23 protein-coding genes and 1 tRNA gene are annotated in these 25,050 nt (G+C 55.1%); 18 read left to right on the top strand and 6 right to left on the bottom strand.

The genetic code is table 11. From position 1 onward, the window contains the following. Positions 1-39 precede the first annotated feature (39 nt). The 8 genes from L3068_RS18735 to L3068_RS18700 all read left to right on the top strand — a co-directional run bounded on the left by L3068_RS18735 (position 40) and on the right by L3068_RS18700 (position 10,070). Positions 40-618: a YecA/YgfB family protein gene (locus L3068_RS18735; RefSeq protein WP_074172304.1), complete on the top strand. Its 579-nt coding sequence runs from the start codon at positions 40-42 to the stop codon at positions 616-618. Positions 619-649: 31 nt separating this feature from the next. Next, positions 650-1,963, top strand: a complete 1,314-nt coding sequence (gene pepP / locus L3068_RS18730; protein ID WP_086527817.1) for a Xaa-Pro aminopeptidase — start codon at positions 650-652, stop codon at positions 1,961-1,963. Beyond that, positions 1,960-3,138 carry a 2-octaprenyl-6-methoxyphenyl hydroxylase gene (gene ubiH / locus L3068_RS18725; RefSeq protein WP_117581061.1) on the top strand — a complete coding sequence of 393 codons (1,179 nt, stop codon included), beginning with the start codon at positions 1,960-1,962 and terminating at the stop codon, positions 3,136-3,138. The genes pepP and ubiH overlap by 4 nt, the downstream gene beginning before the upstream one ends. A gap of 12 nt (positions 3,139-3,150) precedes the next feature. Then, entirely contained in the window at positions 3,151-4,353 is a 1,203-nt protein-coding gene (ubiI, locus tag L3068_RS18720; protein WP_117581059.1) for an FAD-dependent 2-octaprenylphenol hydroxylase, read from the top strand. Between the two features lie 397 nt (positions 4,354-4,750). Then, positions 4,751-5,845 (top strand): glycine cleavage system aminomethyltransferase GcvT, encoded by a 1,095-nt coding sequence (gene gcvT / locus L3068_RS18715; protein ID WP_117581057.1) that lies wholly within the window; start codon positions 4,751-4,753, stop codon positions 5,843-5,845. A 23-nt stretch (positions 5,846-5,868) separates the two neighbouring features. Then, positions 5,869-6,258, top strand: coding sequence for a glycine cleavage system protein GcvH (gcvH, locus tag L3068_RS18710; RefSeq protein WP_014885143.1), 390 nt, complete (start codon positions 5,869-5,871; stop codon positions 6,256-6,258). Positions 6,259-6,382: 124 nt separating this feature from the next. Continuing rightward, positions 6,383-9,256 carry an aminomethyl-transferring glycine dehydrogenase gene (gcvP, locus tag L3068_RS18705; protein ID WP_214602899.1) on the top strand — a complete coding sequence of 958 codons (2,874 nt, stop codon included), beginning with the start codon at positions 6,383-6,385 and terminating at the stop codon, positions 9,254-9,256. Positions 9,257-9,326: 70 nt separating this feature from the next. Further along, complete coding sequence (locus L3068_RS18700) at positions 9,327-10,070, top strand: SDR family oxidoreductase (protein ID WP_117581053.1); 744 nt, start codon at positions 9,327-9,329, stop codon at positions 10,068-10,070. Positions 10,071-10,158: 88 nt separating this feature from the next. Here the strand turns inward: L3068_RS18700 and bglA are convergent, their stop codons facing one another. Both bglA and L3068_RS18690 read right to left on the bottom strand, forming a co-directional pair. Beyond that, positions 10,159-11,592 (bottom strand): 6-phospho-beta-glucosidase BglA, encoded by a 1,434-nt coding sequence (gene bglA / locus L3068_RS18695; RefSeq protein WP_014885140.1) that lies wholly within the window; start codon positions 11,590-11,592, stop codon positions 10,159-10,161. 116 nt (positions 11,593-11,708) lie between these two features. Continuing rightward, positions 11,709-12,440 carry a MurR/RpiR family transcriptional regulator gene (locus L3068_RS18690; RefSeq protein WP_014885139.1) on the bottom strand — a complete coding sequence of 244 codons (732 nt, stop codon included), beginning with the start codon at positions 12,438-12,440 and terminating at the stop codon, positions 11,709-11,711. 265 nt (positions 12,441-12,705) lie between these two features. Here L3068_RS18690 and trhA point away from each other — a divergent pair, with 265 nt between their 5' ends. Continuing rightward, complete coding sequence (gene trhA / locus L3068_RS18685; protein WP_023331242.1) at positions 12,706-13,365, top strand: PAQR family membrane homeostasis protein TrhA; 660 nt, start codon at positions 12,706-12,708, stop codon at positions 13,363-13,365. An 84-nt stretch (positions 13,366-13,449) separates the two neighbouring features. Here trhA and ygfZ read toward each other — a convergent pair whose 3' ends face one another. Continuing rightward, on the bottom strand, positions 13,450-14,430 hold the full coding sequence (ygfZ, locus tag L3068_RS18680) for a tRNA-modifying protein YgfZ (protein WP_088127263.1): 981 nt from the start codon (positions 14,428-14,430) through the stop codon (positions 13,450-13,452). 294 nt (positions 14,431-14,724) lie between these two features. Between ygfZ and sdhE the strand changes: the two genes are divergently transcribed. Both sdhE and L3068_RS18670 read left to right on the top strand, forming a co-directional pair. Beyond that, positions 14,725-14,991 carry an FAD assembly factor SdhE gene (gene sdhE / locus L3068_RS18675; protein WP_010435322.1) on the top strand — a complete coding sequence of 89 codons (267 nt, stop codon included), beginning with the start codon at positions 14,725-14,727 and terminating at the stop codon, positions 14,989-14,991. Then, positions 14,972-15,382, top strand: a complete 411-nt coding sequence (locus L3068_RS18670) for a protein YgfX (RefSeq protein ID WP_014885136.1) — start codon at positions 14,972-14,974, stop codon at positions 15,380-15,382. The genes sdhE and L3068_RS18670 overlap by 20 nt, the downstream gene beginning before the upstream one ends. 5 nt (positions 15,383-15,387) lie before the next feature. Here the strand turns inward: L3068_RS18670 and fldB are convergent, their stop codons facing one another. Further along, positions 15,388-15,909, bottom strand: a complete 522-nt coding sequence (gene fldB / locus L3068_RS18665; protein WP_014885135.1) for a flavodoxin FldB — start codon at positions 15,907-15,909, stop codon at positions 15,388-15,390. 101 nt (positions 15,910-16,010) lie between these two features. Between fldB and xerD the strand changes: the two genes are divergently transcribed. The 5 genes from xerD to lysS all read left to right on the top strand — a co-directional run bounded on the left by xerD (position 16,011) and on the right by lysS (position 22,104). Then, positions 16,011-16,907: a site-specific tyrosine recombinase XerD gene (xerD, locus tag L3068_RS18660; RefSeq protein ID WP_014885134.1), complete on the top strand. Its 897-nt coding sequence runs from the start codon at positions 16,011-16,013 to the stop codon at positions 16,905-16,907. Between the two features lie 28 nt (positions 16,908-16,935). Next, on the top strand, positions 16,936-17,649 hold the full coding sequence (gene dsbC / locus L3068_RS18655) for a bifunctional protein-disulfide isomerase/oxidoreductase DsbC (RefSeq protein ID WP_014885133.1): 714 nt from the start codon (positions 16,936-16,938) through the stop codon (positions 17,647-17,649). 5 nt (positions 17,650-17,654) lie between these two features. After that, the gene (recJ, locus tag L3068_RS18650; RefSeq protein WP_023331239.1) at positions 17,655-19,388 is read left to right on the top strand and encodes a single-stranded-DNA-specific exonuclease RecJ; all 1,734 of its coding nucleotides are present in this window, start codon (positions 17,655-17,657) and stop codon (positions 19,386-19,388) included. Between the two features lie 90 nt (positions 19,389-19,478). After that, positions 19,479-20,577, top strand: a protein-coding gene (prfB, locus tag L3068_RS18645) for a peptide chain release factor 2 (protein ID WP_096059326.1) whose coding sequence is annotated in 2 segments (ribosomal slippage) — positions 19,479-19,553 and positions 19,555-20,577 — 1,098 coding nt in all. Because the reading frame shifts where the segments join, the coding sequence is not laid out codon by codon here. A gap of 9 nt (positions 20,578-20,586) precedes the next feature. Next, positions 20,587-22,104 carry a lysine--tRNA ligase gene (gene lysS, locus L3068_RS18640; RefSeq protein ID WP_014885130.1) on the top strand — a complete coding sequence of 506 codons (1,518 nt, stop codon included), beginning with the start codon at positions 20,587-20,589 and terminating at the stop codon, positions 22,102-22,104. A 38-nt stretch (positions 22,105-22,142) separates the two neighbouring features. On the opposite strand, the gene idi is transcribed toward lysS, so the two are convergent. Further along, positions 22,143-22,685 (bottom strand): isopentenyl-diphosphate Delta-isomerase, encoded by a 543-nt coding sequence (idi, locus tag L3068_RS18635; RefSeq protein ID WP_117581049.1) that lies wholly within the window; start codon positions 22,683-22,685, stop codon positions 22,143-22,145. A 164-nt stretch (positions 22,686-22,849) separates the two neighbouring features. On the opposite strand from idi, the gene actS reads away from it, so the two are divergent. Next, entirely contained in the window at positions 22,850-23,593 is a 744-nt protein-coding gene (gene actS / locus L3068_RS18630; RefSeq protein ID WP_032635615.1) for an amidase activator ActS, read from the top strand. 80 nt (positions 23,594-23,673) lie between these two features. Further along, positions 23,674-23,747: transfer RNA gene (locus tag L3068_RS18625), tRNA-Gly, on the top strand. 557 nt (positions 23,748-24,304) lie between these two features. Here the strand turns inward: L3068_RS18625 and L3068_RS18620 are convergent. Further along, positions 24,305-25,018: a hypothetical protein gene (locus L3068_RS18620; protein ID WP_236904759.1), complete on the bottom strand. Its 714-nt coding sequence runs from the start codon at positions 25,016-25,018 to the stop codon at positions 24,305-24,307. Between the last annotated feature and the right edge of the window lie 32 nt (positions 25,019-25,050).

Genomic DNA, 25,050 nt, shown 5'->3' with positions numbered 1-25,050 from the left:
AGCATATCATGAATATCCTCCCTTTGATGACGAATGCGTATGTCTATACAGAACGAAATGCCTGGTTACAAGGATTTAAACCAGTTACTGAACCAGCAGGGAGTCGGACTAACCCCTGCCGAAATGCACGGTCTGATCAGCGGCATACTGTGCGGCGGAAACAGCGACAGCTCATGGCAGCCGCTGATCCACGACCTCACGAACGAAGGGCTGGCGTTTGGCCACGAGCTGGCAGAATCGCTGCGTAAAATGCATGCGGCAACCAGTGATTCGCTGGAGGACGATGGCTTCCTTTTTCAGCTTTATCTGCCTGAAGGTGATGACGTCAGCGTCTTCGATCGTGCCGATGCGCTCGCGGGTTGGGTAAACCACTATCTGCTTGGCCTGGGCGTAACCCAGCCTAAGCTTGATAAAGTGACCGGCGAAGCGGGTGAAGCGATCGACGATCTGCGTAACATCGCCCAGCTCGGCTACGATGAAGAGGAAGACCAGGAAGAGCTGGAAATGTCCCTCGAAGAGATTATTGAGTACGTGCGCGTGGCGGCGCTGCTGTGCCACGACAACTTTACGCGCTCACAGCTGACCGCGCCGGAAGTTCGTAAGCCAACCTTACATTAAGAAAAATAACGCACAGGAGGGTGTCATGGTTATCTCGCAACAAGAGTATTTGCGCCGTCGTCAGGCGCTGCTGGCAAAAATGCAGCCCGGCAGTGCGGCGCTGATTTTTGCCGCGCCGGAAGTGACGCGCAGTGCCGACAGCGAATACCCCTATCGCCAGAATAGCGATTTCTGGTACTTCACCGGCTTTAACGAGCCGGAAGCGGTCCTGGTGCTGATTAAGAGCAATGACACCCACAACCACAGCGTGATTTTTAACCGCGTACGCGATTTAACCGCTGAAATCTGGTTTGGCCGCCGCTTAGGGCAAGAGGCCGCACCGGAGAAGCTGGGCGTCGACCGCGCGCTGGCGTTTAGCGAAATCAATCAGCAGCTCTATCAGTTGCTCAACGGCCTCGACGTGCTTTATCACGCGCAGGGCGAATATGCGTACGCCGATGAGATTGTTTTCACCGCTCTGGATAAGCTGCGCAAAGGCTCGCGTCAGAATCTGTCCGCGCCGGCCACGCTGACGGACTGGCGTCCGGTGGTGCATGAGATGCGCCTGTTCAAATCTGAAGAAGAGCTGAACGTGATGCGCCGCGCTGGCGAAATCAGCGCCCTGGCACACACCCGCGCCATGGAAAAATGCCGTCCTGGTCTGTTCGAATACCAGTTGGAAGGCGAAATTCACCACGAATTTAACCGTCACGGCGCGCGCTTCCCGTCATACAACACCATTGTCGGCGGCGGGGAGAACGGCTGCATTCTGCATTACACCGAAAACGAAAGTGCGCTGCGCGATGGCGATCTGGTGCTGATTGACGCCGGTTGCGAATATCAGGGCTACGCGGGTGACATCACCCGTACTTTCCCGGTGAACGGTAAGTTCTCGCCCGCGCAACGAGCAATTTATGACATCGTTCTCGAATCACTTGAAACGGCGCTCACGCTGTATCGCCCGGGCACGTCCATTCAGGAGGTGACCGGCGAAGTTGTGCGCATCATGATTACCGGACTGGTGAAGCTTGGCATCCTGAAAGGCGACGTGGACACCCTGATCGCCGAAAATGCGCATCGTCCGTACTTTATGCACGGCCTGAGCCACTGGCTGGGGCTGGATGTGCATGATGTGGGGGCGTACGGTACCGACCGTTCACGCGTGCTGGAACCGGGCATGGTGCTGACCGTCGAGCCGGGGCTGTATATCGCGCCGGATGCCGATGTGCCCGAAGCGTACCGCGGAATTGGCATTCGTATTGAAGATGACATCGTCATCACCGAAACCGGTAACGAAAACCTGACCGCGAGCGTGGTGAAACACGCAGACGATATCGAGGCGCTGATGGCAGCGGCACGCGTATGAGCGTGATTATCGTTGGCGGCGGCATGACCGGTGCCACCCTGGCACTGGCGATCTCGCATTTGACGAAGGGGCGGCTTCCGGTGCATCTCGTTGAGGCGGTTGCACCACAAACGAAGAATCACCCCGGCTTTGATTCTCGCGCCATTGCCCTGGCGCAGGGAACCTGCCAACAGCTTTCCCGAATTGGCATCTGGCAGGCGATTGCCGACTGCGCCACCGCCATTCATACCGTGCATGTGAGCGATCGCGGCCATGCCGGGTTTGTGACGCTGGATGCCCATGATTATCGTATTGACGCCCTGGGTCAGGTCGTTGAACTCCATGATGTTGGCCTGCGCCTGTTTCGTCTGTTGCAGGACGCGCCAGGCGTGACCCTGCATTGTCCGTCACGCGTTGCGAGCTTTACCCGCAGTGAAGAAACGGTCAGCGTGACGCTGAATAATGGCACCGTTCTCGACGGCCAGCTTCTTGTTGCGGCGGACGGGTCGCGCTCGGCGCTCGCAACCCAGTGCGGCGTTGAGTGGCAGCAGCAGCCTTACGGGCAGGTTGCGGTCATTGCGAACGTCTCTACTGCCGCAGAACACAAAGGCCGGGCGTTTGAGCGCTTCACGCAGCACGGTCCGCTGGCGATGCTGCCGATGTCGGATGGTCGCTGCTCGCTGGTCTGGTGCCATCCGCAGGAAAAGGCGGAAGACGTTAAGGCCTGGTCCGACGAACGTTTTTGCAGTGAACTGCAGAAAGCGTTTGGCTGGCGGCTGGGTCGCATTACCCATGCGGGAAAACGTGCGGTATACCCGCTGTCGTTAACTACCGCATCACAGTCTGTTTCGCACCGCGTGGCGCTGGTCGGCAATGCCGCGCAAACGCTTCACCCCATCGCGGGTCAGGGTTTTAATCTGGGTCTGCGGGATGTGATGAGCCTGGCCGAAGCGCTTTCGCAAGCGTGGAGCGAACAGAAAGATTGCGGCGCATACCCGGTACTCAGCCATTACCAGAAGCGACGTCAGGCCGATAAAGAGGCGACAATCGGCGTTACCGATGGTTTAGTCCATCTCTTTGCCAATCGCTGGGCGCCGCTGGTTGCCGGTCGCAACCTCGGGCTGATGGCGATGGAACTGTTCATTCCGGCACGCGACGTGCTGGCGCAGCGGACCCTGGGTTGGGTCGCGCGTTAAGGAGTTATCACTGTGCAAAATGTTGATGTTGCCATCGTTGGCGGCGGAATGGTTGGACTGGCCCTGGCCTGCGGATTACAAGGCAGCGGCCTGCGTGTGGCCGTGCTGGAGCAAAAGCAGCCTCAGCCCGTCGCACCTGATGCCCCGCCGGAACTCCGCGTGTCGGCAATAAATGCGGCCAGCGAAAAGCTGCTGACGCGCCTTGGCGTCTGGTCAGATATCGTAGCCCAGCGTGCGAGCTGCTATCACGGCATGGAGGTATGGGACAAAGACAGCTTTGGTCATATTGCTTTTGATGATGAAAGCATGGGCTATAGCCATCTGGGTCACATCATTGAGAATGCGGTGATCCACCACGCGCTGTGGCAGAAAGCTCAGCAGTGCAGCGACGTAACGCTGGTTGCGCCTGCGCAAATCCAGCAGGTTGCGTGGGGCGAAAACGAGGCGTTTATCACCCTGCAAAGTGGCGATATGCTCACCGCGCGTCTGGTGGTCGGTGCCGATGGCGCTAACTCTTGGCTGCGCAATAAAGCGGATATTCCGCTGACCTACTGGGATTACCGCCATCATGCCATGGTGGCGACGATCCGTACCCAAGAGCCTCACGGCGGCGTGGCGCGCCAGATTTTCCACAACGACGGCATTCTGGCATTCCTGCCGTTAAGCGATCCGCATCTCTGCTCAATTGTCTGGTCTCTGGTGCCGGAAAAAGCGCAGCAGATGCATGAGGCGACGCCAGAGGCCTTTAACCAGGCACTGTGCGTGGCGTTTGATAACCGTCTGGGGCTTTGTACTCTTGAGAGCGAGCGTCAGGTCTTCCCCTTAACCGGACGCTATGCGCGTCAGTTTGCCGCGCACCGTCTGGCGCTGGTGGGCGACGCGGCCCATACCATTCATCCGCTGGCCGGGCAGGGCGTTAATCTCGGCTTTATGGATGCGGCGGAGCTGGTAGAAGAGCTGCGTCGTCTGCAGCGAGAGGGTAAAGATATTGGGCAGCATGTGTATCTGCGTCGCTACGAGCGCAGCCGCAAGCACAGTGCGGCGATGATGCTTGCAGGCATGCAGGGCTTCCGCGAGCTGTTTGCCGGGGCAAATCCGGCGAAAAAACTGCTGCGTGATATTGGGCTCAAGCTCGCCGATACCCTCCCTGGCGTCAAACCTCAACTCCTGCGTCAGGCGATGGGTCTTAACGACCTGCCGGACTGGCTGAAATAAAATAGACCCCCGTCACACTTTCTTTTCCCGGCCTCTGTGCCGGGAAAATTCCCTCGTTTGAAATATTCTAATTCCACGTCATTTTTCGCATTAGATAATCTAATGTCATGATTTTTATGTGACGGAAATTCGGCCCGTTTTTCCGCATGAAATATCACCATGTGCTAAATCCTGTTAGATCATTGTTAATTTTGTGCGGGGTTAATCGCATTTTTCCAGTGAATAACTCTGTAGGCTTTTCAGCGTTTTTTGGTCATAAGCTAATGTGATGACCCGTTTTACCTTATGGTTAACCGCCGGTTTCGGTGGTAAGTTCAGGTAAAAGAGAACGTTTGCGTCGGCATTCGGAAACGAGGCCGATACCGGGTTTCACGGTGAATTTTTCAACGAGGACAAGATGGCTCAACAGACTCCTTTGTACGAACAGCACGTGTTATGCGGCGCCCGCATGGTGGATTTCCATGGCTGGATGATGCCGCTGCACTACGGCTCGCAAATTGATGAGCACCACGCGGTGCGCACCGATGCCGGTATGTTCGACGTGTCCCACATGACAATTGTCGATCTGCGCGGTAGCCGCACCCGGGAGTTTCTACGTTATCTGCTGGCGAACGATGTCGCGAAGCTGAAGACACCGGGGAAAGCGCTCTATACCGGTATGCTGAACGCCTCGGGTGGCGTGATTGATGACCTTATCGTCTACTACTTCACCGAAGACTTCTTCCGCCTCGTTGTAAACTCCGCCACCCGCGAAAAAGACCTCTCCTGGATCACCCAACACGCCGAACCTTATGCCATCGACATCACCGTCCGTGACGATCTGTCGCTGATTGCCGTGCAGGGGCCGAACGCGCAGGCGAAAGCCGCGTCTCTGTTCAGCGACGAGCAGCGTAAAGCCACCGAAGGGATGAAGCCCTTCTTTGGCGTGCAGGCGTGCGATCTGTTTATTGCCACGACCGGCTATACCGGTGAAGCGGGCTATGAAATTGCCATGCCAAACGAGAAAGCAGCTGATTTCTGGCGTGCGCTGGTGGAAGCGGGCGTGAAGCCGGCTGGCCTGGGCGCGCGCGATACGCTGCGCCTTGAAGCGGGGATGAACCTCTACGGTCAGGAGATGGACGAAGGCGTCTCTCCGCTGGCGGCCAACATGGGCTGGACCATCGCATGGGAACCCGCTGACCGTGAGTTTATTGGCCGCGAAGCGCTGGAAATGCAGCGCGAGAAGGGCACTGAACAGCTGGTTGGTCTGGTGATGAAGGAAAAAGGCGTGCTGCGCGGAGAACTGCCGGTGCGTTTTACCGATGCCGACGGCAATCCGCGCGAAGGCGTGATCACCAGCGGGTCCTTCTCCCCGTCGCTGGGCTACAGTATTGCACTGGCTCGCGTGCCGGCGGGCATTGGCGAGACGGCGGTGGTGCAAATCCGCAACCGCGAAATGCCGGTCAACGTGACCAAACCGATTTTTGTTCGCGCCGGTAAGCCGGTCGCCTAACTATTTTTATCAGGAGAACTTCAATGAGCAATGTGCCAGCAGAACTGAAATACAGCAAAGAACACGAGTGGCTGCGCAAAGAGGCGGACGGCACTTACACCGTAGGGATCACCGAGCATGCGCAGGAGCTGCTGGGCGACATGGTGTTTGTTGACCTGCCGGAAGTGGGCGCAACCGTGAGCGCGGGCGATGACTGCGCCGTGGCGGAGTCCGTTAAAGCAGCATCCGATATCTACGCACCGGTAAGCGGTGAAATTGTGGCCGTGAACGACGCGCTGAGCGATTCGCCGGAGCTGGTGAACAGCGAGCCTTATGAAGGTGGCTGGATCTTCAAGATCAAAGCCAGTGACGAATCTCAGGTTGCCGCGCTGCTGGATGCGACCGCGTACGAAGCCCTGTTAGAAGACGAGTAAGCCATTATCCCTCTCCCCATTGGGGAGAGGGCAGGGGTGAGGGTGCCCATCTTCCCCTCACCCTAACCCTCTCCCGAGGGGAGAGGGAACTTAAATTCACTGCACGTTTCAGGAACCATCGCTCATGACACAGACTTTAAGCCAGCTTGAAAACCGTGGCGCTTTCATTGAACGTCACATTGGGCCGGATGCTCAGCAACAGCAGGAGATGCTGAAAACGGTTGGCGCGGATTCATTAAACGCACTGATCGGCCAGATCGTGCCAAAAGACATCCAGCTTGCCACGCCGCCTCAGGTGGGAGAAGCCACCACGGAATTCGCCGCACTGGCGGAGCTGAAGGCCATCGCTGGCCTTAACAAGCGCTATAAGTCTTACATTGGCATGGGCTACACCAACGTGCAGTTACCGCCGGTTATCCTGCGTAATATGCTGGAAAACCCGGGCTGGTACACCGCCTATACCCCGTATCAGCCGGAAGTGTCCCAGGGCCGTCTGGAAGCGCTGCTGAACTTCCAGCAGGTGACGCTCGACCTGACCGGGATGGATATCGCTTCCGCCTCGTTGCTGGATGAAGCGACCGCGGCAGCTGAAGCCATGGCGATGGCAAAACGCGTCAGCAAGCTGAAAAATGCCAACCGCTTCTTCGTGGCGGCGGACGTGCATCCGCAGACGCTGGACGTGGTGCGTACCCGTGCGGAAACCTTTGGTTTTGACGTGATTGTCGACGACGCTGACAAAGTGCTGGATCACCAGGACGTCTTTGGTGTGCTGTTACAGCAGGTGGGTACCACCGGCGAAGTGCATGATTACAGCGCACTGATTGCCGAGCTGAAATCCCGCAAAGTGGTGGTCAGCGTTGCCGCTGATTTTATGGCGCTGGTGCTGCTGACGGCTCCGGGCAAACAGGGTGCGGATATTGTATTCGGCTCGGCCCAGCGTTTCGGCGTGCCGATGGGCTACGGCGGACCGCACGCGGCATTCTTTGGCGCGAAAGATGAATTTAAACGTTCCATGCCGGGCCGCATTATTGGCGTATCGAAAGATGCCGCCGGTAACACCGCGCTGCGCATGGCGATGCAGACTCGCGAGCAGCATATCCGCCGCGAGAAAGCGAACTCTAATATCTGTACTTCTCAGGTTCTGCTGGCAAACATCGCCAGCCTGTACGCCGTCTTCCACGGCCCGGTTGGGCTGAAACGCATTGCCGGCCGCATCCACCGTCTGGCGGATATTCTGGCCTGTGGCCTGCAGCAGAAAGGCCTGAAGCTGCGTCATGAGCACTACTTCGACACGCTGTGCGTTGACGTCGCAGATAAAGCGGTGGTGCTGGCACGTGCGGATGCCGCACAAATTAACCTGCGCAGCGACATTCATCACGCCGTGGGCATCACCCTTGATGAATCCACCACGCGCGACGATATCGTCAACCTGTTTAATGTCGTGCTGGGCGATGCGCACGGTCTGGATATTGATGCGCTGGACAAAGAGGTCGCGCATGACAGCCGCTCTATTCAGGAGAGCATGCTGCGCAATGACGCTATCCTGACGCATCCTGTGTTCAACCGTTATCACAGCGAAACCGAGATGATGCGTTATATGCACTCTCTGGAGCGCAAAGATCTGGCGCTGAACCAGGCGATGATCCCGCTGGGCTCGTGCACCATGAAGCTGAACGCCGCGGCAGAAATGATCCCTATCACCTGGCCTGAGTTCTCCGAGCTGCACCCGTTCTGCCCGCCAGAGCAGGCGGAAGGATATCATGTCATGATCAACCAGCTTTCCGACTGGCTGGTGAAACTGACCGGTTATGACGCGCTCTGTATGCAGCCGAACTCCGGCGCGCAGGGTGAATATGCGGGGCTGCTGGCAATCCGTCACTATCACGAAAGCCGTAACGAAGGCCACCGTGATATCTGCCTGATCCCGAGCTCTGCCCACGGCACCAACCCGGCGTCTGCCCAGATGGCGGGCATGGAAGTGGTGGTCGTGGCGTGTGATAAGAACGGTAACATCGACCTGGCCGACCTGCGCGCGAAAGCCGAGCTGGCGGGCGATAAGCTCTCCTGCATCATGGTGACCTACCCGTCGACTCACGGCGTGTACGAAGAAACCATCCGCGAAGTGTGTGAAGTGGTGCATCAGTTCGGCGGTCAGGTGTACCTCGACGGCGCGAACATGAATGCTCAGGTGGGCATTACCTCTCCGGGCTTCATCGGCGCGGACGTGTCGCACCTGAACCTGCACAAAACCTTCTGCATCCCACACGGTGGTGGCGGTCCGGGCATGGGGCCTATCGGCGTGAAAGCGCATCTGGCGCCGTTCGTGCCGGGTCACAGCGTCTTGCAGATAGAAGGTATGCTAACCCGTCAGGGCGCGGTCTCTGCTGCACCGTTCGGTAGCGCTTCAATCCTGCCAATCAGCTGGATGTACATCCGCATGATGGGCGCGGAAGGGCTGAAACAGGCAAGCCAGGTCGCGATCCTGAATGCTAACTATATTGCGACTCGCCTGAAGTCGGCCTTCCCGGTGCTTTACACCGGTCGCGATGGGCGTGTGGCACACGAGTGCATCCTCGATATTCGTCCGCTGAAAGAAGCGACGGGTATCAGCGAACTGGATATCGCCAAGCGTCTGATCGACTACGGCTTCCACGCACCAACCATGTCGTTCCCGGTTGCGGGTACGCTGATGGTGGAGCCAACGGAGTCTGAAAGCAAAGCCGAGCTGGACCGCTTTATTGACGCGATGCTGGCCATCCGCATGGAGATAGACCGCGTGCAGGACGGCGAATGGACGCTGGAAGATAACCCGTTGGTTAACGCTCCGCACACCCAGCACGAGATGGTGGCCGAGTGGAATCACGGTTATTCCCGTGAACTGGCTGTCTTCCCGGCAGGCGTGGCGAATAAATACTGGCCGACCGTGAAGCGTCTTGATGACGTATACGGCGACCGTAACCTGTTCTGCTCCTGTGTGCCGATGAGCGAATACCAGTAATTTTTTTGCTGTAGTAACGTAGGCCGGGTAAGGCGAAGCCGCCACCCGGCTTTTTTATTGGGAGAAGACAATGGCAATTGCACTGGTCACCGGCGCCAGCCGCGGCATTGGCAAAGCCACCGCGCTGCAACTGGCTCGCGAAGGTTATACCGTGGCGGTGAACTATCACCACAATATCAAAGCCGCAAAGGACGTCATCAATCAGATCGTTGAGGCGGGTGGAAAAGCATTTGCCCTGCGTGCAGACATTAGCGATGAAGCGCAGGTCATGGCCATGTTTGACAGCCTCGATCGCGAAGGTGAGCCCCTTACCGCGCTGGTCAATAATGCAGGCATTCTGTTTGAGCAATCCACTATTGAAAATCTGTCCGCTGAACGCATTAATCGCGTGCTGAGCACCAACGTCACGGGCTATTTTCTCTGCTGCCGTGAGGCGGTAAAGCGCATGTCGCACAAACATGGCGGCAAGGGTGGCGCGATTGTCAATGTCTCCTCTGCCGCGTCTCGTCTGGGCGCGCCGGGGGAGTATGTCGATTACGCGGCCTCCAAAGGCGCGGTAGATTCCCTGACTACCGGATTATCGCTGGAGGTCGCGGCGCAGGGTATCCGCGTAAACTGCGTGCGGCCCGGGCTGATTTATACCGATATTCACGCGTCTGGTGGGGAGCCGGGGCGGGTGGAACGCGTGAAATCGTTACTGCCGATGCAGCGCGGCGGCCAGCCGGAAGAGGTCGCGCAGGCGATAGTCTGGCTGCTGAGCGAGAAGGCGTCATACGTGACGGGCAGTTTTATTGAACTGGCGGGCGGGAAATAAACGCCGGGTGGCGGCTTCGCCTTACCCGGCCTACGATTCGCAGGTTTTGTAGGCCGGTGCAAGCGTAGCGCCGCCCGGCGTTACGGCGTTAAAGTTGCTCGCCGTTGCTGGCAATCACGCCTTTATACCATTCGAAGCTTTTCTTACGGGAACGCGACATGTCGCCGGTGCCGTCGTCGTGTTTATTGACGTAGATAAAACCGTAGCGCTTGCTGTACTGGCCGGTAGTGAATGACACGCAGTCAATGCAGCCCCATGGCGTATAGCCCATCAGATCCACGCCATCGTGGGTGACGGCTTTGATCATCTCTTCAACGTGGGCGCGCAGGTAGTCGATACGATAGTCATCGTTGATGCTGCCATCCTCTTCCACCTTATCGTAGGCACCGAAGCCGTTTTCCACGATAAACAGCGGCTTCTGATAGCGTTCGTACAGTTCGCACAGGGAATAACGCAGGCCCACCGGGTCAATCTGCCAGCCCCAGTCGGACGCCTTGACGTGCGGATTAGGTACGCTGCCCTCGAAGCCAGAAATCGCGTCACCGGTGCCACCTTCCGCTTTCACCGCATTGGTCATGTAGTAGCTGAAGCCCAGGTAGTCGCAGGTACCTTCGCGGAGGATCTGCTCATCGCCTGCGTCCATTTTGATGGAGAAACCGCGGCGCTCCCATTCATTCAGTACGTAAGATGGATAGTAGCCACGCAGCTGAACATCGGTAAAGACATAGCGCTCGCGCATGGATTCCTGGGCGAACATCACGTCTTCCGGTTTGCAGGAGAATGGATAGAGCGCCACCATGGCCAGCATGCAGCCGACTTTCATCTCCGGATTGATACGGCGCGCGGCTTTCACCGCCAGGGCACTCGCCACAAACTGGTGGTGCAGCACCTGATACATGGTCTCTTCCGGATTTTCATGTTCGGTATAGACCACGCCTGAGCAGCAATAACCAAAGAGCGGCGCACGCCAGTTACGCTGGTTGTTGATTTCATTGAAGGTCATCCAGTATTTGACCTTGTGCTTGTAGCGCTCAAAAACCACTTCCGCGAAGCGTACAAAGAAATCGACCACTTTACGGTTGGTCCAGCTGCCGTACTCCTGCACCAGGTGCAGCGGCATTTCGAAGTGGGAGAGGGTGATCACCGGCTCGATGTTGTATTTCAGCAGCTCATCGAACATGTCGTCATAGAACTTCAGCCCTTCCTCGTTTGGCTGCGTTTCGTCACCTTTCGGGAAGATGCGCGTCCAGGCAATCGAGGTGCGGAAACATTTGAAGCCCATCTCGGCAAACAGCTTGATATCTTCTTTGTAGTGGCCGTGGAAGTCGATGGCCTCGTGATTTGGATAGTATTTACCCGGCACTACGTCCTGCGTGATTTCGCGCGGCACGCCGTGCGCCCCGCCGGTCAGTACGTCGCAGATGCTCGGCCCCTTGCCGCCTTTGTCCCAGCCGCCTTCAACCTGATGCGCCGCAACGGCACCGCCCCATAGAAAATCTTTCGGTAAGGTCAATTTTTTCATCGCTGCTATTCTCAATAAATGACGTATTGGTTTTGAGTCTAGCAAAGCGAAATTGAATGTCACGATATAACAATTCGCGGAAATTGTGATTTGTCACATCAAAAAAACAGGATGTTTTATTCCGCCAGTTTCTTCGCCAGTTTGCGTCCGAGAGATTCCAGAATATAGATAACGGGGATTTGTGTGGTGATGTCGTAGACGCCTGCAATACGCGTCTGGGGAACGTGCCAGGAGAGATTAAAGTCCGCCAGTTTTGCCAGGCGTGAGTGTTCATGGCTGGTAATGGAGAGAACCTTGCAGTGATGCAGGCTGAACTGGCTGGCGAAGCGCAGGATCTCCTCGGTCTCGCCCGACACAGAGAGCACAATTGCCAGTGCATTTTTCGCCATATCATTGGTGACCGGGAAATAAGGGTCATCAATATGGTTGCTGAATTTTCCGATATTCGAAAAGAAACGGGCACCGTATTTTGCCAGCGATCCTGATGTCCCTGCGCCGACAAATATAATTCGCTCCGAAGAGAGAATGATATTTACCGCGTCATCCAGTAAAGCGTCGAACTCTTCATTATTCACGCTTTTAAAGAAACTGATAATTTCGCTGGCGCCGAAATTCGCCTGCTGAGGTTCGTTCTGTTCAAGATAGAGCTTAAAGCGCACGCGAAACTCAGAATACCCTTCACAGTTGAGCTTACGGCAAAAGCGCAGGATGGTGGTGGTTGAGACGCCCGCCGCATCCGCCAGTTCGCGGATGGTCATGTACATCACTTTGTCACGGTTTTTAATGACATAGTTGTAGACCATCATCTCCAGGTTATTGAGACTGGCAATGGCGGAGTGGGTGAACATACTCACAGTGGCAAAACTCTCATTCAGACCTCGTTTAACCATCATAACATGCAGCCAGACGGCAGGATCTAATTTTATGCTATTGATTCGTAAAGCATAAATTTTAATGTGAACAAATGTCAGGTGAAAAATATATCTATGTTTTTGATTTTTATTGTAAAAAAATCACAATGAAAATATTTTAGCTAACAGGTGTTCACTGGAATCATTCTCAGTTAGCATAGTCATGCGATGAATAATCATCTTTAGTTTCCCGGAGTTTTGTATGGCGAGCAGACCATTAATCGCACAGGGATATTCACTGGCGGAGGAAGTAGCCAACAGCATCAGCCATGGCATTGGCCTGGTGTTTGGGATAGTCGGTTTAGTGTTATTGCTGGTACAGGCGGTTGATACCAATGCCAGCGCGATGGCGATTACCAGCTATAGCCTGTATGGCGGAAGCATGATCCTGTTATTCCTGGCGTCGACGCTCTATCACGCGATTCCGCATCAACGGGCCAAGATATGGCTCAAGAAATTTGACCACTGTGCTATCTATCTGCTTATTGCAGGAACCTATACGCCTTTTCTGCTGGTGGGGCTCAACTCGCCGCTGTCGCGCGGACTGATGATTGTCATCTGGAGTCTGGCGCTGCTGGGGATCCTCTTCAAGCTAACCATTGCACACCGGTTTAAAGTGTTGTCACTGGTGACCTATCTGACCATGGGTTGGCTGTCGCTGATTGTGGTGTATCAACTGGCGATTAAGCTGGCGGTTGGCGGGGTTACGTTGCTGGCAGTGGGAGGCGTAGTGTACTCGTTGGGCGTGATTTTCTACGTCTGCAAGCGCATTCCATACAATCATGCCATCTGGCACGGTTTTGTACTGGGCGGCAGCGTGTGCCATTTTTTGGCGATTTATTTGTATGTGGGGCAGGTGTAGTTTGTTGTCGGGTGGCGGCTTCGCCTTACCCGACCTACGGGATCGGTAGGCCCGGTAAGCGCAGCGCCACCGGGCGATACAGCATCACTCTTCCAGCGAATACGGTAACGGCTCAATACTCAACGTATTCGCATCATCACGCACGCGGAACACGCTGTCGGCTTCCATGTCGTTGTTCATGACGGCCTGGACTAAAAGACGACCATCATCCAGCTGTACGGCGGCTAACACGGTGCCGGTACGGCGCCAGTTATCGCCCATTTTCAGCTCTAAATCTTCACCCGCTTCCGGTACGCGGCTGGCATGACCTGCCAGTGTCCACAGTGCACGTTTATTTGCCCCACGGAATTTTGCACGCGCCACCATCTCCTGGCCGGTGTAACAGCCTTTTTTAAAGCTGATGCCGCCCAGCGCCTGCAGGTTAGTAGCCTGTGGAATAAACTGCGCGCTGTTGGCGGCGTCAATGATCGGCAGACCGGCTTCAATATTCAGCGCCAGCCACTGCTGGCTGTTGTTGAGCTGCGCTTCGCCGCGCAGTGCTTCGGTGACGCGTTCGGCGGTTGCTGCATCCGTGACAAGAAGGAAGCGCTCCGCCGGATGTTCAAACCACAGGATGGAGGTGGCCCCCTCGCTGACGACCTGTTTTTCTGCATCCGGCAGCTCAGCAAACAGATTTTTCAGCGCGGCACGTGCCTGGAAGCCCGCCACGCCCAGCAGAACATGTTCGTCGTCCGGGACGATAGTGACTTTGGAAAAGACTGCATACTTTTTCAGTTCTTTGAGCTGCGCATCTCGCAGGCTGCGGCGTTCAATAAAGGCAAAACCGTCCTGACGGCGGAAAAGATGCAGATTGCTCCACATTTTGCCTTTGGGGTCACAATGCGCCGCCAGCAGGTGCTGGTGTTCGGTCATCTGGCTGACGTCGGTGGTGACCTGGCCCTGGAGGTATTTTTCGGCGTCGGCGCCGGCGAGCGTCGCCAGCGCCCAGTCATCAAGAGAAATAAGCGTCAGCGGCAGACGCGCAGAGGCGGCGGGCTGGCGAGGAGAAAATGGTGTAAATGCCATAACGATATCCTGAATTGCTTAACGCTTTGATAATGCCTAATGGTAAAAGAGCCTGCTGGCAATGCAAGCGCTTTCAGCAGACCATTTGTGCCATAAACCGGTTATGCGTAGCGCTACGCAAAATAGTGTAATCCGCTGTCTTTGTAGGGTTTATTCTGGAAGCCTGCTCGTTGATCGCAATATTCCAGTAATGAAACGGTCAAAAACACGTTACACTAGCTGGTGTCCCCGTAGAGAAATAAAGAACACTGAACGGGGGCCCGACTGTGCCAAACGTAATGCAGGAAACTGAACATGGATATTAACAACAAGGCCCGTATTCACTGGGCATGCCGTCGCGGCATGCGTGAACTTGATATTTCCATCATGCCTTTCTTCGAATATGAGTATGACAGCTTAAGCGATGATGATAAGCGGCTGTTTGTTCGCCTGCTTGAGTCTGACGATCCGGATTTATTCAACTGGCTGATGAACCACGGCAAACCCGCCGACACCGAGTTGCAACGGATGGTGCAATTAATTCAAACACGGAATCGGGAACGTGGTCCTGTGGCAATCTGATCTTCGCGTCTCGTGGCGCTCACAGTGGATGTCGTTAATGCTCCACGGCCTGGTTGCGGCCATCGTGTTACTCATGCCATGGCCCCTGAGCTATACACCGCTGTGGCTGCTGTTACTTTCGTTTGTCGTTTTTGACAGCGTACGCAGCCAGCGTCGCATTAATGCTCGTCAGGGTGAGATCAAGTTACTGATGGATTCCCGCCTGCGCTGGCAGGGAAAAGAGTGGGATATTCTGGGTATGCCATGGATGCTCAACTCCGGCATGATGTTACGGTTACGCAATGTGGACGGCGGGCGTTGCCAGCACCTGTGGCTGGCGGCTGACAGTATGGATGCTTCAGAATGGCGAGATCTGCGCCGGATGTTGTTGCAACAGCCGACGCAGGAGTAACCCACTTAGCTAAATTTTTCTGCCATTTCGCCAAGTATCTGTTCGCACCAGGCCTGCAGGCGCTCGTCGCTGAGATCGTACTGATTGGTTTCATCCAGCGCGAGTCCGACAAACAGCTGGCCGTCGGCAATGATCGGTTTTTGACTGGTGAACTCGTATCCTTCGGTTGGCCAGTAGCCGATAAACGTCGCCCCTTTCGGTACCAGTTTGTCATGCAGCATGCCAAGTGCATCAAGAAACCATTCGCCGTAGCCCAACTGATCGCCCATGCCGTACATCGCAATGATTTTGCCGTCGAGATTGACTGAATCGAGCTGATCCCAGATAGCTTCCCAGTCTTCCTGTATCTCACCAAAATCCCAGGTTGGGATGCCGAGGATCAGTACATCGTACTGTTCCATCAGCGCGACCGCGTCATCTTTCAGGTTATGCAACGTCACCAGTTCGGGGCCAATGATGTCGCGAATTTTCTCTGCCGCCATTTCGGTGTAGCAGGTGCTGGAACCATAGAAAAGACCAATATTCATCGCGTAACTATCTCAATTCATGCTTTGACTTTGTGCGTAGTGTACCAGAAACCGGTCGCAATCAGGCATAATGGCCTGACTGCAGAATCAAAGGGGCCGATGTGGAAAAGGATCTCGCACTCGTTGAACAGTTTCTCGATGCGCTGTGGCTGGAGAAAAATCTGGCCGAGAACACGCTCAGTGCCTATCGGCGCGATCTCACCATGCTGGTGGAGTGGCTGGCGCGTCGCGAATTATCGCTGGCGAGTGCGCAAAGCGACGACCTTCAGGCGCTGCTCGCGGAACGGGTTGAAGGGGGCTATAAGGCCACCAGTTCTGCACGCTTGCTCAGCGCGATGCGTCGGCTGTTCCAGCATCTCTACCGTGAGAAGATTCGGGAAGACGATCCGAGTGCGCTGCTGGCGTCCCCTAAACTCCCGCAGCGGCTGCCGAAAGATCTCAGCGAAGCACAAGTTGAGAGATTATTACAGTCACCTGCTGTTGACCTGCCGCTGGAGTTACGCGATAAAGCCATGCTTGAGCTATTGTATGCTACCGGTTTGCGTGTCTCTGAACTGGTTGGCCTGACGATGAGCGACATCAGCCTGCGTCAGGGCGTGGTGCGCGTCATCGGTAAAGGAAATAAGGAAAGGCTGGTGCCGCTGGGAGAAGAAGCGGTTTACTGGCTGGAAACGTATCTTGAGCATGGCCGTCCATGGTTGCTCAATGGCGTGTCTATCGACGTCTTGTTTCCGAGCCAGCGCGCACAGCAGATGACACGACAAACGTTCTGGCATCGCATCAAGCATTACGCCACACTGGCGGGTATCGACAGTGAAAAGCTTTCGCCGCACGTATTGCGTCACGCTTTCGCGACGCATCTGTTAAACCACGGCGCAGATTTACGCGTGGTGCAGATGCTACTGGGACACAGCGATCTTTCTACGACGCAAATTTACACCCATGTCGCGACGGAACGCCTGCGGCAGCTACACCAACAGCACCACCCTCGTGCGTGAGTGCCGACAAATTGTAACGGGATCAACTATGAAAAAGTCTTTCGCGCTGTTCACCCTGCTGGCAGCCTCTTTTACCGGGTTCGCCCATGCGGATGACGCCGCTATTAAACAGTCACTGGCTAAACTGGGCGTTACCAGCAGCGACATCCAGTCTGCACCGGTTGCCGGGATGAAAACGGTACTGACTAACAGCGGCGTGCTGTATGTCACCGAAGACGGCAAACATATTATTCAGGGGCCAATGTATGACGTGAGCGGCGCGCAGCCGGTCAATGTCACCAACCAGCTGCTGATGAAAAACCTGAATGCGCTCGAAAAAGAGATGATCGTCTATAAAGCGGCGCAGGAAAAACATGTGATTACCGTCTTCACCGACATCACCTGTGGCTACTGCCACAAGCTCCATGAGCAGATGAAAGACTATAACGCACTGGGCATTACCGTGCGTTACCTGGCCTTCCCGCGTGCAGGCGTGCAGAGCCAGCCAGAGCAAGACATGAAAGCGATTTGGTGTGCGAAAGATCGCAACAAAGCGTTTGACGATGCGATGAGCGGTAAAGAGGTTAAGCCTGCGTCCTGCGATATCGATATTGCTAACCACTACGCGCTGGGCGTGCAGTTCGGCGTAAGCGGTACGCCAGCGATTGTACTGAGCAATGGCTATGTTGTGCCGGGTTACCAGGGACCAAAAGAGATGAAAGAGTTCCTCGACGCGCACCAGAAACAGTTTGGTGGTAAATAATCCGCGTGAAAGCCCCGATAAAATTGCGCCGCCGCGAGGCGGTTGAACCGGTTGATTTGCCAGACGATCTCCCGCCCCTGCTGAAGCGTCTCTACGCCAGCCGCGGCGTGCGCAGTGCTGAGGATCTTGAACGCAGCGTCAAAGGGATGCTGCCCTGGCAGCAGCTCAACGGCATCGAAAAAGCCATCGAAATGCTCTACAACGCGCTCCGTGAGGGAACGCGTATTGTGGTGGTAGGGGATTTCGATGCAGATGGCGCAACCAGCACGGCCTTGAGCGTTTTGAGTCTGCGCGCGCTGGGCTGCGATAACGTCACTTACCTTGTGCCGAACCGCTTTGAAGACGGTTACGGCCTCAGCCCGGAAGTGGTCGATCAGGCTCACGCCCGCGGGGCACAGATGATCATGACCGTTGATAACGGGATCTCTTCCCATGCAGGTGTCGATCATGCGCACGCGCTGGGGATCCCGGTGTTAGTCACCGATCACCACTTGCCGGGTGAAACGTTGCCGGACGCTGAAGCGATCATCAATCCCAACCTGCGCGACTGCGATTTCCCGTCAAAATCTCTCGCCGGTGTGGGGGTAGCGTTTTATCTGATGCTGGCGCTGCGGACCCTGCTTCGTGATAAGGGCTGGTTCGAATCACGCGGTATCGCCATACCAAACCTGGCCGAATATCTCGACCTGGTGGCGCTGGGTACCGTCGCGGATGTCGTGCCGCTCGATACCAATAACCGTATTTTGACCTGGCAGGGCTTAAGCCGCATTCGCGCGGGCAAGTGCCGTCCGGGGATTAAGGCGCTGCTGGAAATTGCCAACCGCGATCCGCTCAAGCTGGCGGCAAGTGATTTGGGTTTTGCCCTCGGGCCGCGTCTGAACGCTGCCGGAAGGCTGGACGATATGTCCGTCGGTGTGGCGCTGCTGCTGTGCGATAACATCGGCGAAGCGCGCGTCCTGGCCAATGAGCTCGACGCGTTGAACCAGACCCGTAAAGAGATAGAGCAGGGAATGCAGGTCGAAGCGCTGACCCTTTGCGAAAAACTCGAACGCAGCGGTGAAACGCTGCCGGGCGGGCTGGCGATGTATCATCCTGAGTGGCATCAGGGTGTGGTTGGCATTCTGGCCTCGCGCATTAAAGAGCGCTTCCACCGCCCGGTGATCGCGTTTGCCCCGGCTGGTGACGGCACGCTGAAAGGCTCTGGCCGTTCGATTCAGGGTCTTCACATGCGTGATGCACTGGAGCGTCTGGATACGCTGTACCCGGGCCTGATGATCAAATTTGGCGGCCATGCGATGGCGGCGGGTCTGTCGCTGGAAGAGGCGAAATTTGACGAATTTCAGCGGCTATTTGGTGAACTTGTCACCGACTGGATTGACCCTGCCTTGTTGCAGGGAGAAGTGGTGTCCGACGGAGAGCTCTCACCGCATGAGATGACAATGGACGTGGCGCAGATGCTGCGCGATGCCGGTCCGTGGGGACAGATGTTCCCTGAACCGCTGTTCGACGGCCGTTTCCGCCTGCTTCAGCAACGTATCGTCGGCGAGCGTCATCTGAAAGTCATGGTTGAGCCCGTTGGCGGCGGACCGCTGCTGGACGGCATCGCCTTCAACGTCGATACGGCCATCTGGCCGGACAACGGCGTGCGCGAGGTCGAACTGGCATACAAACTGGATATCAACGAGTTTCGCGGAAACCGCACCCTTCAGATCATCATCGACAATATCTGGCCAATTTAGCGGCAGTAATCTCTATAAAAAAGGGCGTGGATTCGGTACAATCCCGCTCTTATCACCGCATTTTGACAAGTCCATAAAAGAAAACAGACCATGTTTGAAATTAATCCGGTAAAAAACCGTATTCAGGACCTCACGGAGCGCTCTGACGTTCTTAGGGGGTATCTTTGACTACGATGCCAAGAAAGAGCGTCTTGAAGAAGTAAACGCCGAGCTGGAACAGCCGGACGTCTGGAACGAACCTGAACGCGCACAGGCGTTGGGTAAAGAGCGTTCCTCTCTCGAAGCTATCGTAGATACGCTGGATCAAATGGCTCAGGGGCTGGAAGATGTTTCCGGTTTGCTCGAGCTGGCCGTCGAAGCCGACGACGAAGAAACCTTTAACGAAGCCGTGGCAGAACTCGACGTGCTGGAAGAGAAGCTGGCGCAGCTGGAATTCCGTCGTATGTTCTCCGGCGAATACGACAGCGCTGACTGTTACCTCGATATTCAGGCAGGTTCTGGCGGTACCGAAGCGCAGGACTGGGCCAGCATGCTGACGCGTATGTACCTGCGTTGGGCAGAAGCGCGCGGCTTCAAAACCGAAATCATCGAAGAGTCTGAAGGTGAAGTGGCCGGTATTAAATCCGTCACCATCAAGATCATTGGCGACTACGCCTACGGCTGGCTGCGTACCGAGACCGGCGTTCACCGTCTGGTGCGTAAGAGCCCGTTCGACTCCGGTGGCCGTCGCCATACCTCCTTCAGCTCGGCGTTTGTTTACCCGGAAGTTGACGAAGATATTGATATCGAAATTAACCCGGCGGACCTGCGTATTGACGTTTATCGCGCCTCCGGTGCGGGTGGTCAGCACGTTAACCGTACGGAATCGGCGGTGCGTATTACCCACATTCCAACCGGGCTGGTAACACAATGCCAGAACGACCGTTCCCAGCATAAGAACAAAGACCAGGCCATGAAGCAGATGAAAGCGAAGCTTTATGAGCTGGAGATGCAGAAGAAAAATGCTGAGAAACAGGCGATGGAAGATAACAAGTCCGACATCGGTTGGGGCAGCCAGATCCGTTCTTACGTCCTTGATGACTCCCGCATCAAAGACCTGCGTACCGGAGTTGAAACCCGTAACACGCAGGCGGTGCTGGACGGCAGCCTGGACCAATTTATCGAAGCAAGTTTGAAAGCAGGGTTATGAGGAACCAACATGTCTGAACAACAAGCACAGGGCGCTGACGCGGTAGTCGATCTTAACAACGAACTGAAAACCCGCCGCGAGAAGCTGGCAGCGCTGCGTGAGCAGGGCGTGCCGTTCCCGAACGATTTTCGTCGTGACCACACCTCAGACCAACTGCACGCTGACTTCGACGGTAAAGAGAACGAAGAGCTGGAAGCGCTGAACATCGAAGTGGCCGTTGCTGGCCGTATGATGACCCGTCGTATTATGGGTAAAGCCTCCTTCGTGACTTTGCAGGACGTGGGTGGCCGTATTCAGCTGTATGTTTCCCGTGACGATCTGCCGGAAGGCATCTACAACGAGCAGTTCAAGAAGTGGGATCTGGGCGATATCCTTGGCGCGAAAGGTAAACTGTTCAAAACCAAAACCGGTGAACTGTCTATCCACTGTACCGAGCTGCGTCTGCTGACCAAAGCGCTGCGTCCGCTGCCGGACAAATTCCACGGCCTGCAGGATCAGGAAGCGCGCTATCGTCAGCGTTATCTGGATCTCATCTCTAACGATGAATCCCGCAAGACCTTCAAAATTCGCTCCCAGATCATGGCCGGTATTCGCCAGTTCATGGTGAACCGCGACTTTATGGAAGTGGAAACCCCGATGATGCAGGTGATCCCAGGCGGTGCGTCTGCCCGTCCATTCATCACCCATCATAACGCCCTGGACCTGGACATGTACCTGCGTATCGCGCCGGAACTGTACCTGAAGCGTCTGGTGGTAGGTGGCTTCGATCGCGTATTCGAGATCAACCGTAACTTCCGTAACGAAGGTATCTCCGTTCGTCATAACCCAGAGTTCACCATGATGGAACTCTATATGGCGTATGCAGATTACAAAGATCTGATCGAGCTGACCGAATCCCTGTTCCGTACCCTGGCGCAGGACATTCTGGGCACCACCCAGGTCCCTTACGGTGAAGAAGTGTTCGACTTCGGCAAGCCGTTCGAAAAACTGACCATGCGCGAAGCGATCAAGAAATACCGTCCTGAAACCAACATGGCGGATCTGGATAACTTCGACTCTGCGAAAGCAATCGCGGAAAGCATCGGTATTAAGGTTGAGAAGAGCTGGGGTCTGGGCCGTATCGTGACCGAGATCTTCGAAGAAGTGGCCGAAGCGCACCTGATTCAGCCGACCTTCATCACCGAATACCCTGCTGAAGTGTCTCCGCTGGCGCGTCGTAATGACGAGAACCCAGAAATCACTGACCGTTTCGAATTCTTCATTGGCGGCCGTGAAATCGGCAACGGCTTTAGCGAGCTGAACGATGCGGAAGATCAGGCGCAGCGCTTCCAGGATCAGGTTGATGCGAAAGCAGCGGGCGATGACGAAGCGATGTTCTTCGACGAAGACTACGTGACCGCGCTGGAGCACGGCCTGCCACCGACGGCGGGTCTGGGTATTGGTATCGACCGTATGGTCATGCTGTTCACCAACAGCCACACCATCCGTGACGTGATCCTGTTCCCGGCGATGCGTCCGGTGAAATAAGGCGTTAAGATGTAAAAAAAGCCCCGTTAGGGGCTTTTTTATTGCGCGGCAAACGCTCTCAAAGCGTCTCGTGCGACCGTTGCTTCCAGCACCATCCACGGGCTGAAACCCCAGGGCGCGGCGTTTAGGGCCTGGAACAACGATTCCAGTTCAACCCATTCAAATTCCATCACTTCTTCGTGATTAATACGCAGTTCGCTGGTAATACGTGCCGCGAATACCGGGCAAATCTCATTTTCCACAATCCCGGAAGGATCGGTTTCGCGGTAGCGAAACTCGGCGGCCACGGGGGTAATCGCCGTGATTTCAGCGCCAACCTCATAGCGGCAGCGGCGGATAATCGCCTCTTCTGTCTTTTCACCGGTTTGAGGGTGCCCGCAGACGGAATTCGTCCAGACGCCCGGCCAGGCTTTTTTGTTTAGCGCGCGTCGGGTGACCAGGCACTCCCCTTCGGCGTTAAACAGCCAGGAGGAGAAGGCCAGATGCAGAGGGGTTTGGGTGGTGTGTGCGGCGTACTTTTCCTGAGTGCCAATCACCATTCCCTGGTCGTTTACCAAAATAACGTGTTCTTGAATACTCATTCGTGCTCCAGTGCCAACGATGCGGATGGTTCTGCACCATCAGCAGAGCACTATTATACGGCATTCTTATACGAACGGTTTGACCCACAGAGCGGAAAAGGGCTGACCCATTTCTGCCAGGGCTGGTATCATAGGGCGCCATTCACGCTGACCGAGGATCTGTTTTGTTTGCAGGAAGCCTGACGAGAAACCCCATCATCGCCATTTTTTGCCTGACGCTGACATTATTACTGGCCGGCTGTTCGGGGAGTAAATCTTCGGATATGGGCAGCTATTCCGGTTCGGTCTACACCGTTAAGCGCGGTGACACGCTGTATCGGATTTCGCGCGCGACGGGGACCAGCGTGAAGGATCTGGCGCGTCTGAATAACATCTCTCCACCGTATACCATCGAAGTGGGGCAGAAGCTGAAGGTTAACGGCAGTTCGACCTCGGGTAAAAAATCCTCTGCGAAAGGCAAAACCGCTAAAGTGACGCCATCCTATGCGGTGCCGCAGTCCTCCTGGCCACCGGTCGGTCAACGCTGCTGGATTTGGCCAGCCAGCGGTAAAGTGGTGCTGCCGTACTCTCTGTCTGAAGGGGGGAACAAAGGCATTGATATCGCCGCTGCACGCGGTACGCCGGTTTACGCCTCAGGCGCAGGTAAGGTGGTTTATGTCGGTAACCAGCTACGCGGCTACGGCAACCTGATCATGATTAAGCATGGCGAAGACTACATCACGGCCTATGCGCACAACGACACGATGCTGGTCAATAACGGGCAAAACGTCAAAGCAGGGCAGAAGATTGCCACCATGGGCAGCACGGGAACGGATTCGGTGAAGCTGCACTTCCAGATTCGTTATAAGGCGACGGCCATCGATCCGCAGCGTTATCTTCCGGCACCCGGCAGCAAACCGAAGTGCTAAGTGATTATTTTATCGCCACTTAGTGGTGAAGAGGCTTGTATGAAGAGGCGTAAGGTCTATAATGCCTTACGCACCTCAAAGCGGGCGTAGTTCAATGGTAGAACGAGAGCTTCCCAAGCTCTATACGAGGGTTCGATTCCCTTCGCCCGCTCCAATCTCATGATAAATCAACAAGTTATGATTTATCAGTTAGTTACGTTGCCCCGCTTTAGCAGCTACAACTTAAACTACCCATTGTTCTACGCTCGTACCTGTCGCGTGATTGGTCTGTGGTACAAGGGAGCATATCATCACGCTGGCGGTGGTTCCAAGTTCTTACCGCGACAGTACAACAACGAACAAAAAGCCGCATACCTGGCATAACTCCCGAACAGATTGATCATACGCATTTAAGCCCGATGTGCGGCCTTGTGGCTGCGGAAACAGGTGAATAGTGGTAAACGTACCTGCACACGACATGCAGGCTCTGCCAGCGCTTCGCTCACGCTCCGAAAGGTACACGAGCACCCTGATAAGGTGTGATCCCTCTGACAATCTGATTTGGTCACTGGTGACTTTCGCAAAGCGAAACCAACTAGGTTGGCCTGATGCAGTCGCTACGCTCCGCTTGTTGCTTGTACCACTAACGGGGCTTTATGGCTTCTATTGTCTGAAGTTAAATGTATATCATTAGGAAAAGTGCGGGAGACATAGCTCCCGCACTCATGGCTGTTAAGGTAAGTATCTGAGGATTTCAGCAGCCCAGTTTCTTCGATGAATTACTCTGGCGCGGTGCAAATTTCCATCTAATATCTCAGCTTTCGTTAGTTGGGATAATTGTTGCCAATCGTTGTTAAAAATATAGGTTGCGTTGTTACATTGCGAGCTTTCCAATACGTAGGTATTGTGATTGGGAAACCCAAAAATTACATATCCCTGGAAGCCAGCTCTTCCGACAGCGACAAAATCAGGTTGCTTACTGTTAATGAGTTCAAGTCTACCCTCTACAACAGCAGCATTTCCTTTTCCTCTCGGTTTGATAGCTGACATAATTTGCGAACCAATGGTGGTCCAAGGATATTGTCCTTGAGGTAGGAGACTCCAGTTTAGTTTTATAGATTGAGTAGTAACGATAGTGTTGAGATCTTCGTCAACAACTTCGCAAAGACCAAATAACTCTAAAAACAAGTTAACGCAATGTGTTACAAGGTCTTTGTTTTCTTCTGTCAAAGTCAACTTAGGTGAAATCACTAGCTTTTGACCATTCAGGTTCTCAACAATTTTCAACTCGATACTTGGTGGTGGACTGAAAATCCTCTGGTAACGTTGATACTCCATTTCTCGAGTCTCAGTGACCTCTTCAGTCTCGCCTCTACCAACCCATTTTTTCCAGGTCCATGATACTTGCCGATAAGCTGTTTCTTTAGGCAACGTTTTGTCTGGCACTGATTTCCCGTTGGCGTTGAAGCGAGTTATTG

Origin of the sequence: Enterobacter cloacae complex sp. ECL414 (assembly GCF_021869685.1) — a bacterium.
Taxonomy (GTDB): domain Bacteria; phylum Pseudomonadota; class Gammaproteobacteria; order Enterobacterales; family Enterobacteriaceae; genus Enterobacter; species Enterobacter kobei.
The sequence above is the reverse complement of the archived record's forward strand: the minus strand, read 5'-3'. Positions and strand labels throughout refer to the sequence as shown.

Bases quoted from the DNA above. Each gene is read 5' to 3' on its own strand.
- L3068_RS18735 (WP_074172304.1), top strand. From the start codon at position 40: ATGTCTATACAGAACGAAATGCCTGGTTACAAGGATTTAAACCAGTTA.
- ubiH (WP_117581061.1), top strand. From the start codon at position 1,960: ATGAGCGTGATTATCGTTGGCGGCGGCATGACCGGTGCCACCCTGGCA.
- gcvT (WP_117581057.1), top strand. From the start codon at position 4,751: ATGGCTCAACAGACTCCTTTGTACGAACAGCACGTGTTATGCGGCGCC.
- gcvH (WP_014885143.1), top strand. From the start codon at position 5,869: ATGAGCAATGTGCCAGCAGAACTGAAATACAGCAAAGAACACGAGTGG.
- gcvP (WP_214602899.1), top strand. From the start codon at position 6,383: ATGACACAGACTTTAAGCCAGCTTGAAAACCGTGGCGCTTTCATTGAA.
- L3068_RS18700 (WP_117581053.1), top strand. From the start codon at position 9,327: ATGGCAATTGCACTGGTCACCGGCGCCAGCCGCGGCATTGGCAAAGCC.
- bglA (WP_014885140.1), bottom strand. From the start codon at position 11,592: ATGAAAAAATTGACCTTACCGAAAGATTTTCTATGGGGCGGTGCCGTT.
- L3068_RS18690 (WP_014885139.1), bottom strand. From the start codon at position 12,440: ATGTTCACCCACTCCGCCATTGCCAGTCTCAATAACCTGGAGATGATG.
- trhA (WP_023331242.1), top strand. From the start codon at position 12,706: ATGGCGAGCAGACCATTAATCGCACAGGGATATTCACTGGCGGAGGAA.
- ygfZ (WP_088127263.1), bottom strand. From the start codon at position 14,430: ATGGCATTTACACCATTTTCTCCTCGCCAGCCCGCCGCCTCTGCGCGT.
- sdhE (WP_010435322.1), top strand. From the start codon at position 14,725: ATGGATATTAACAACAAGGCCCGTATTCACTGGGCATGCCGTCGCGGC.
- fldB (WP_014885135.1), bottom strand. From the start codon at position 15,909: ATGAATATTGGTCTTTTCTATGGTTCCAGCACCTGCTACACCGAAATG.
- dsbC (WP_014885133.1), top strand. From the start codon at position 16,936: ATGAAAAAGTCTTTCGCGCTGTTCACCCTGCTGGCAGCCTCTTTTACC.
- lysS (WP_014885130.1), top strand. From the start codon at position 20,587: ATGTCTGAACAACAAGCACAGGGCGCTGACGCGGTAGTCGATCTTAAC.
- idi (WP_117581049.1), bottom strand. From the start codon at position 22,685: ATGAGTATTCAAGAACACGTTATTTTGGTAAACGACCAGGGAATGGTG.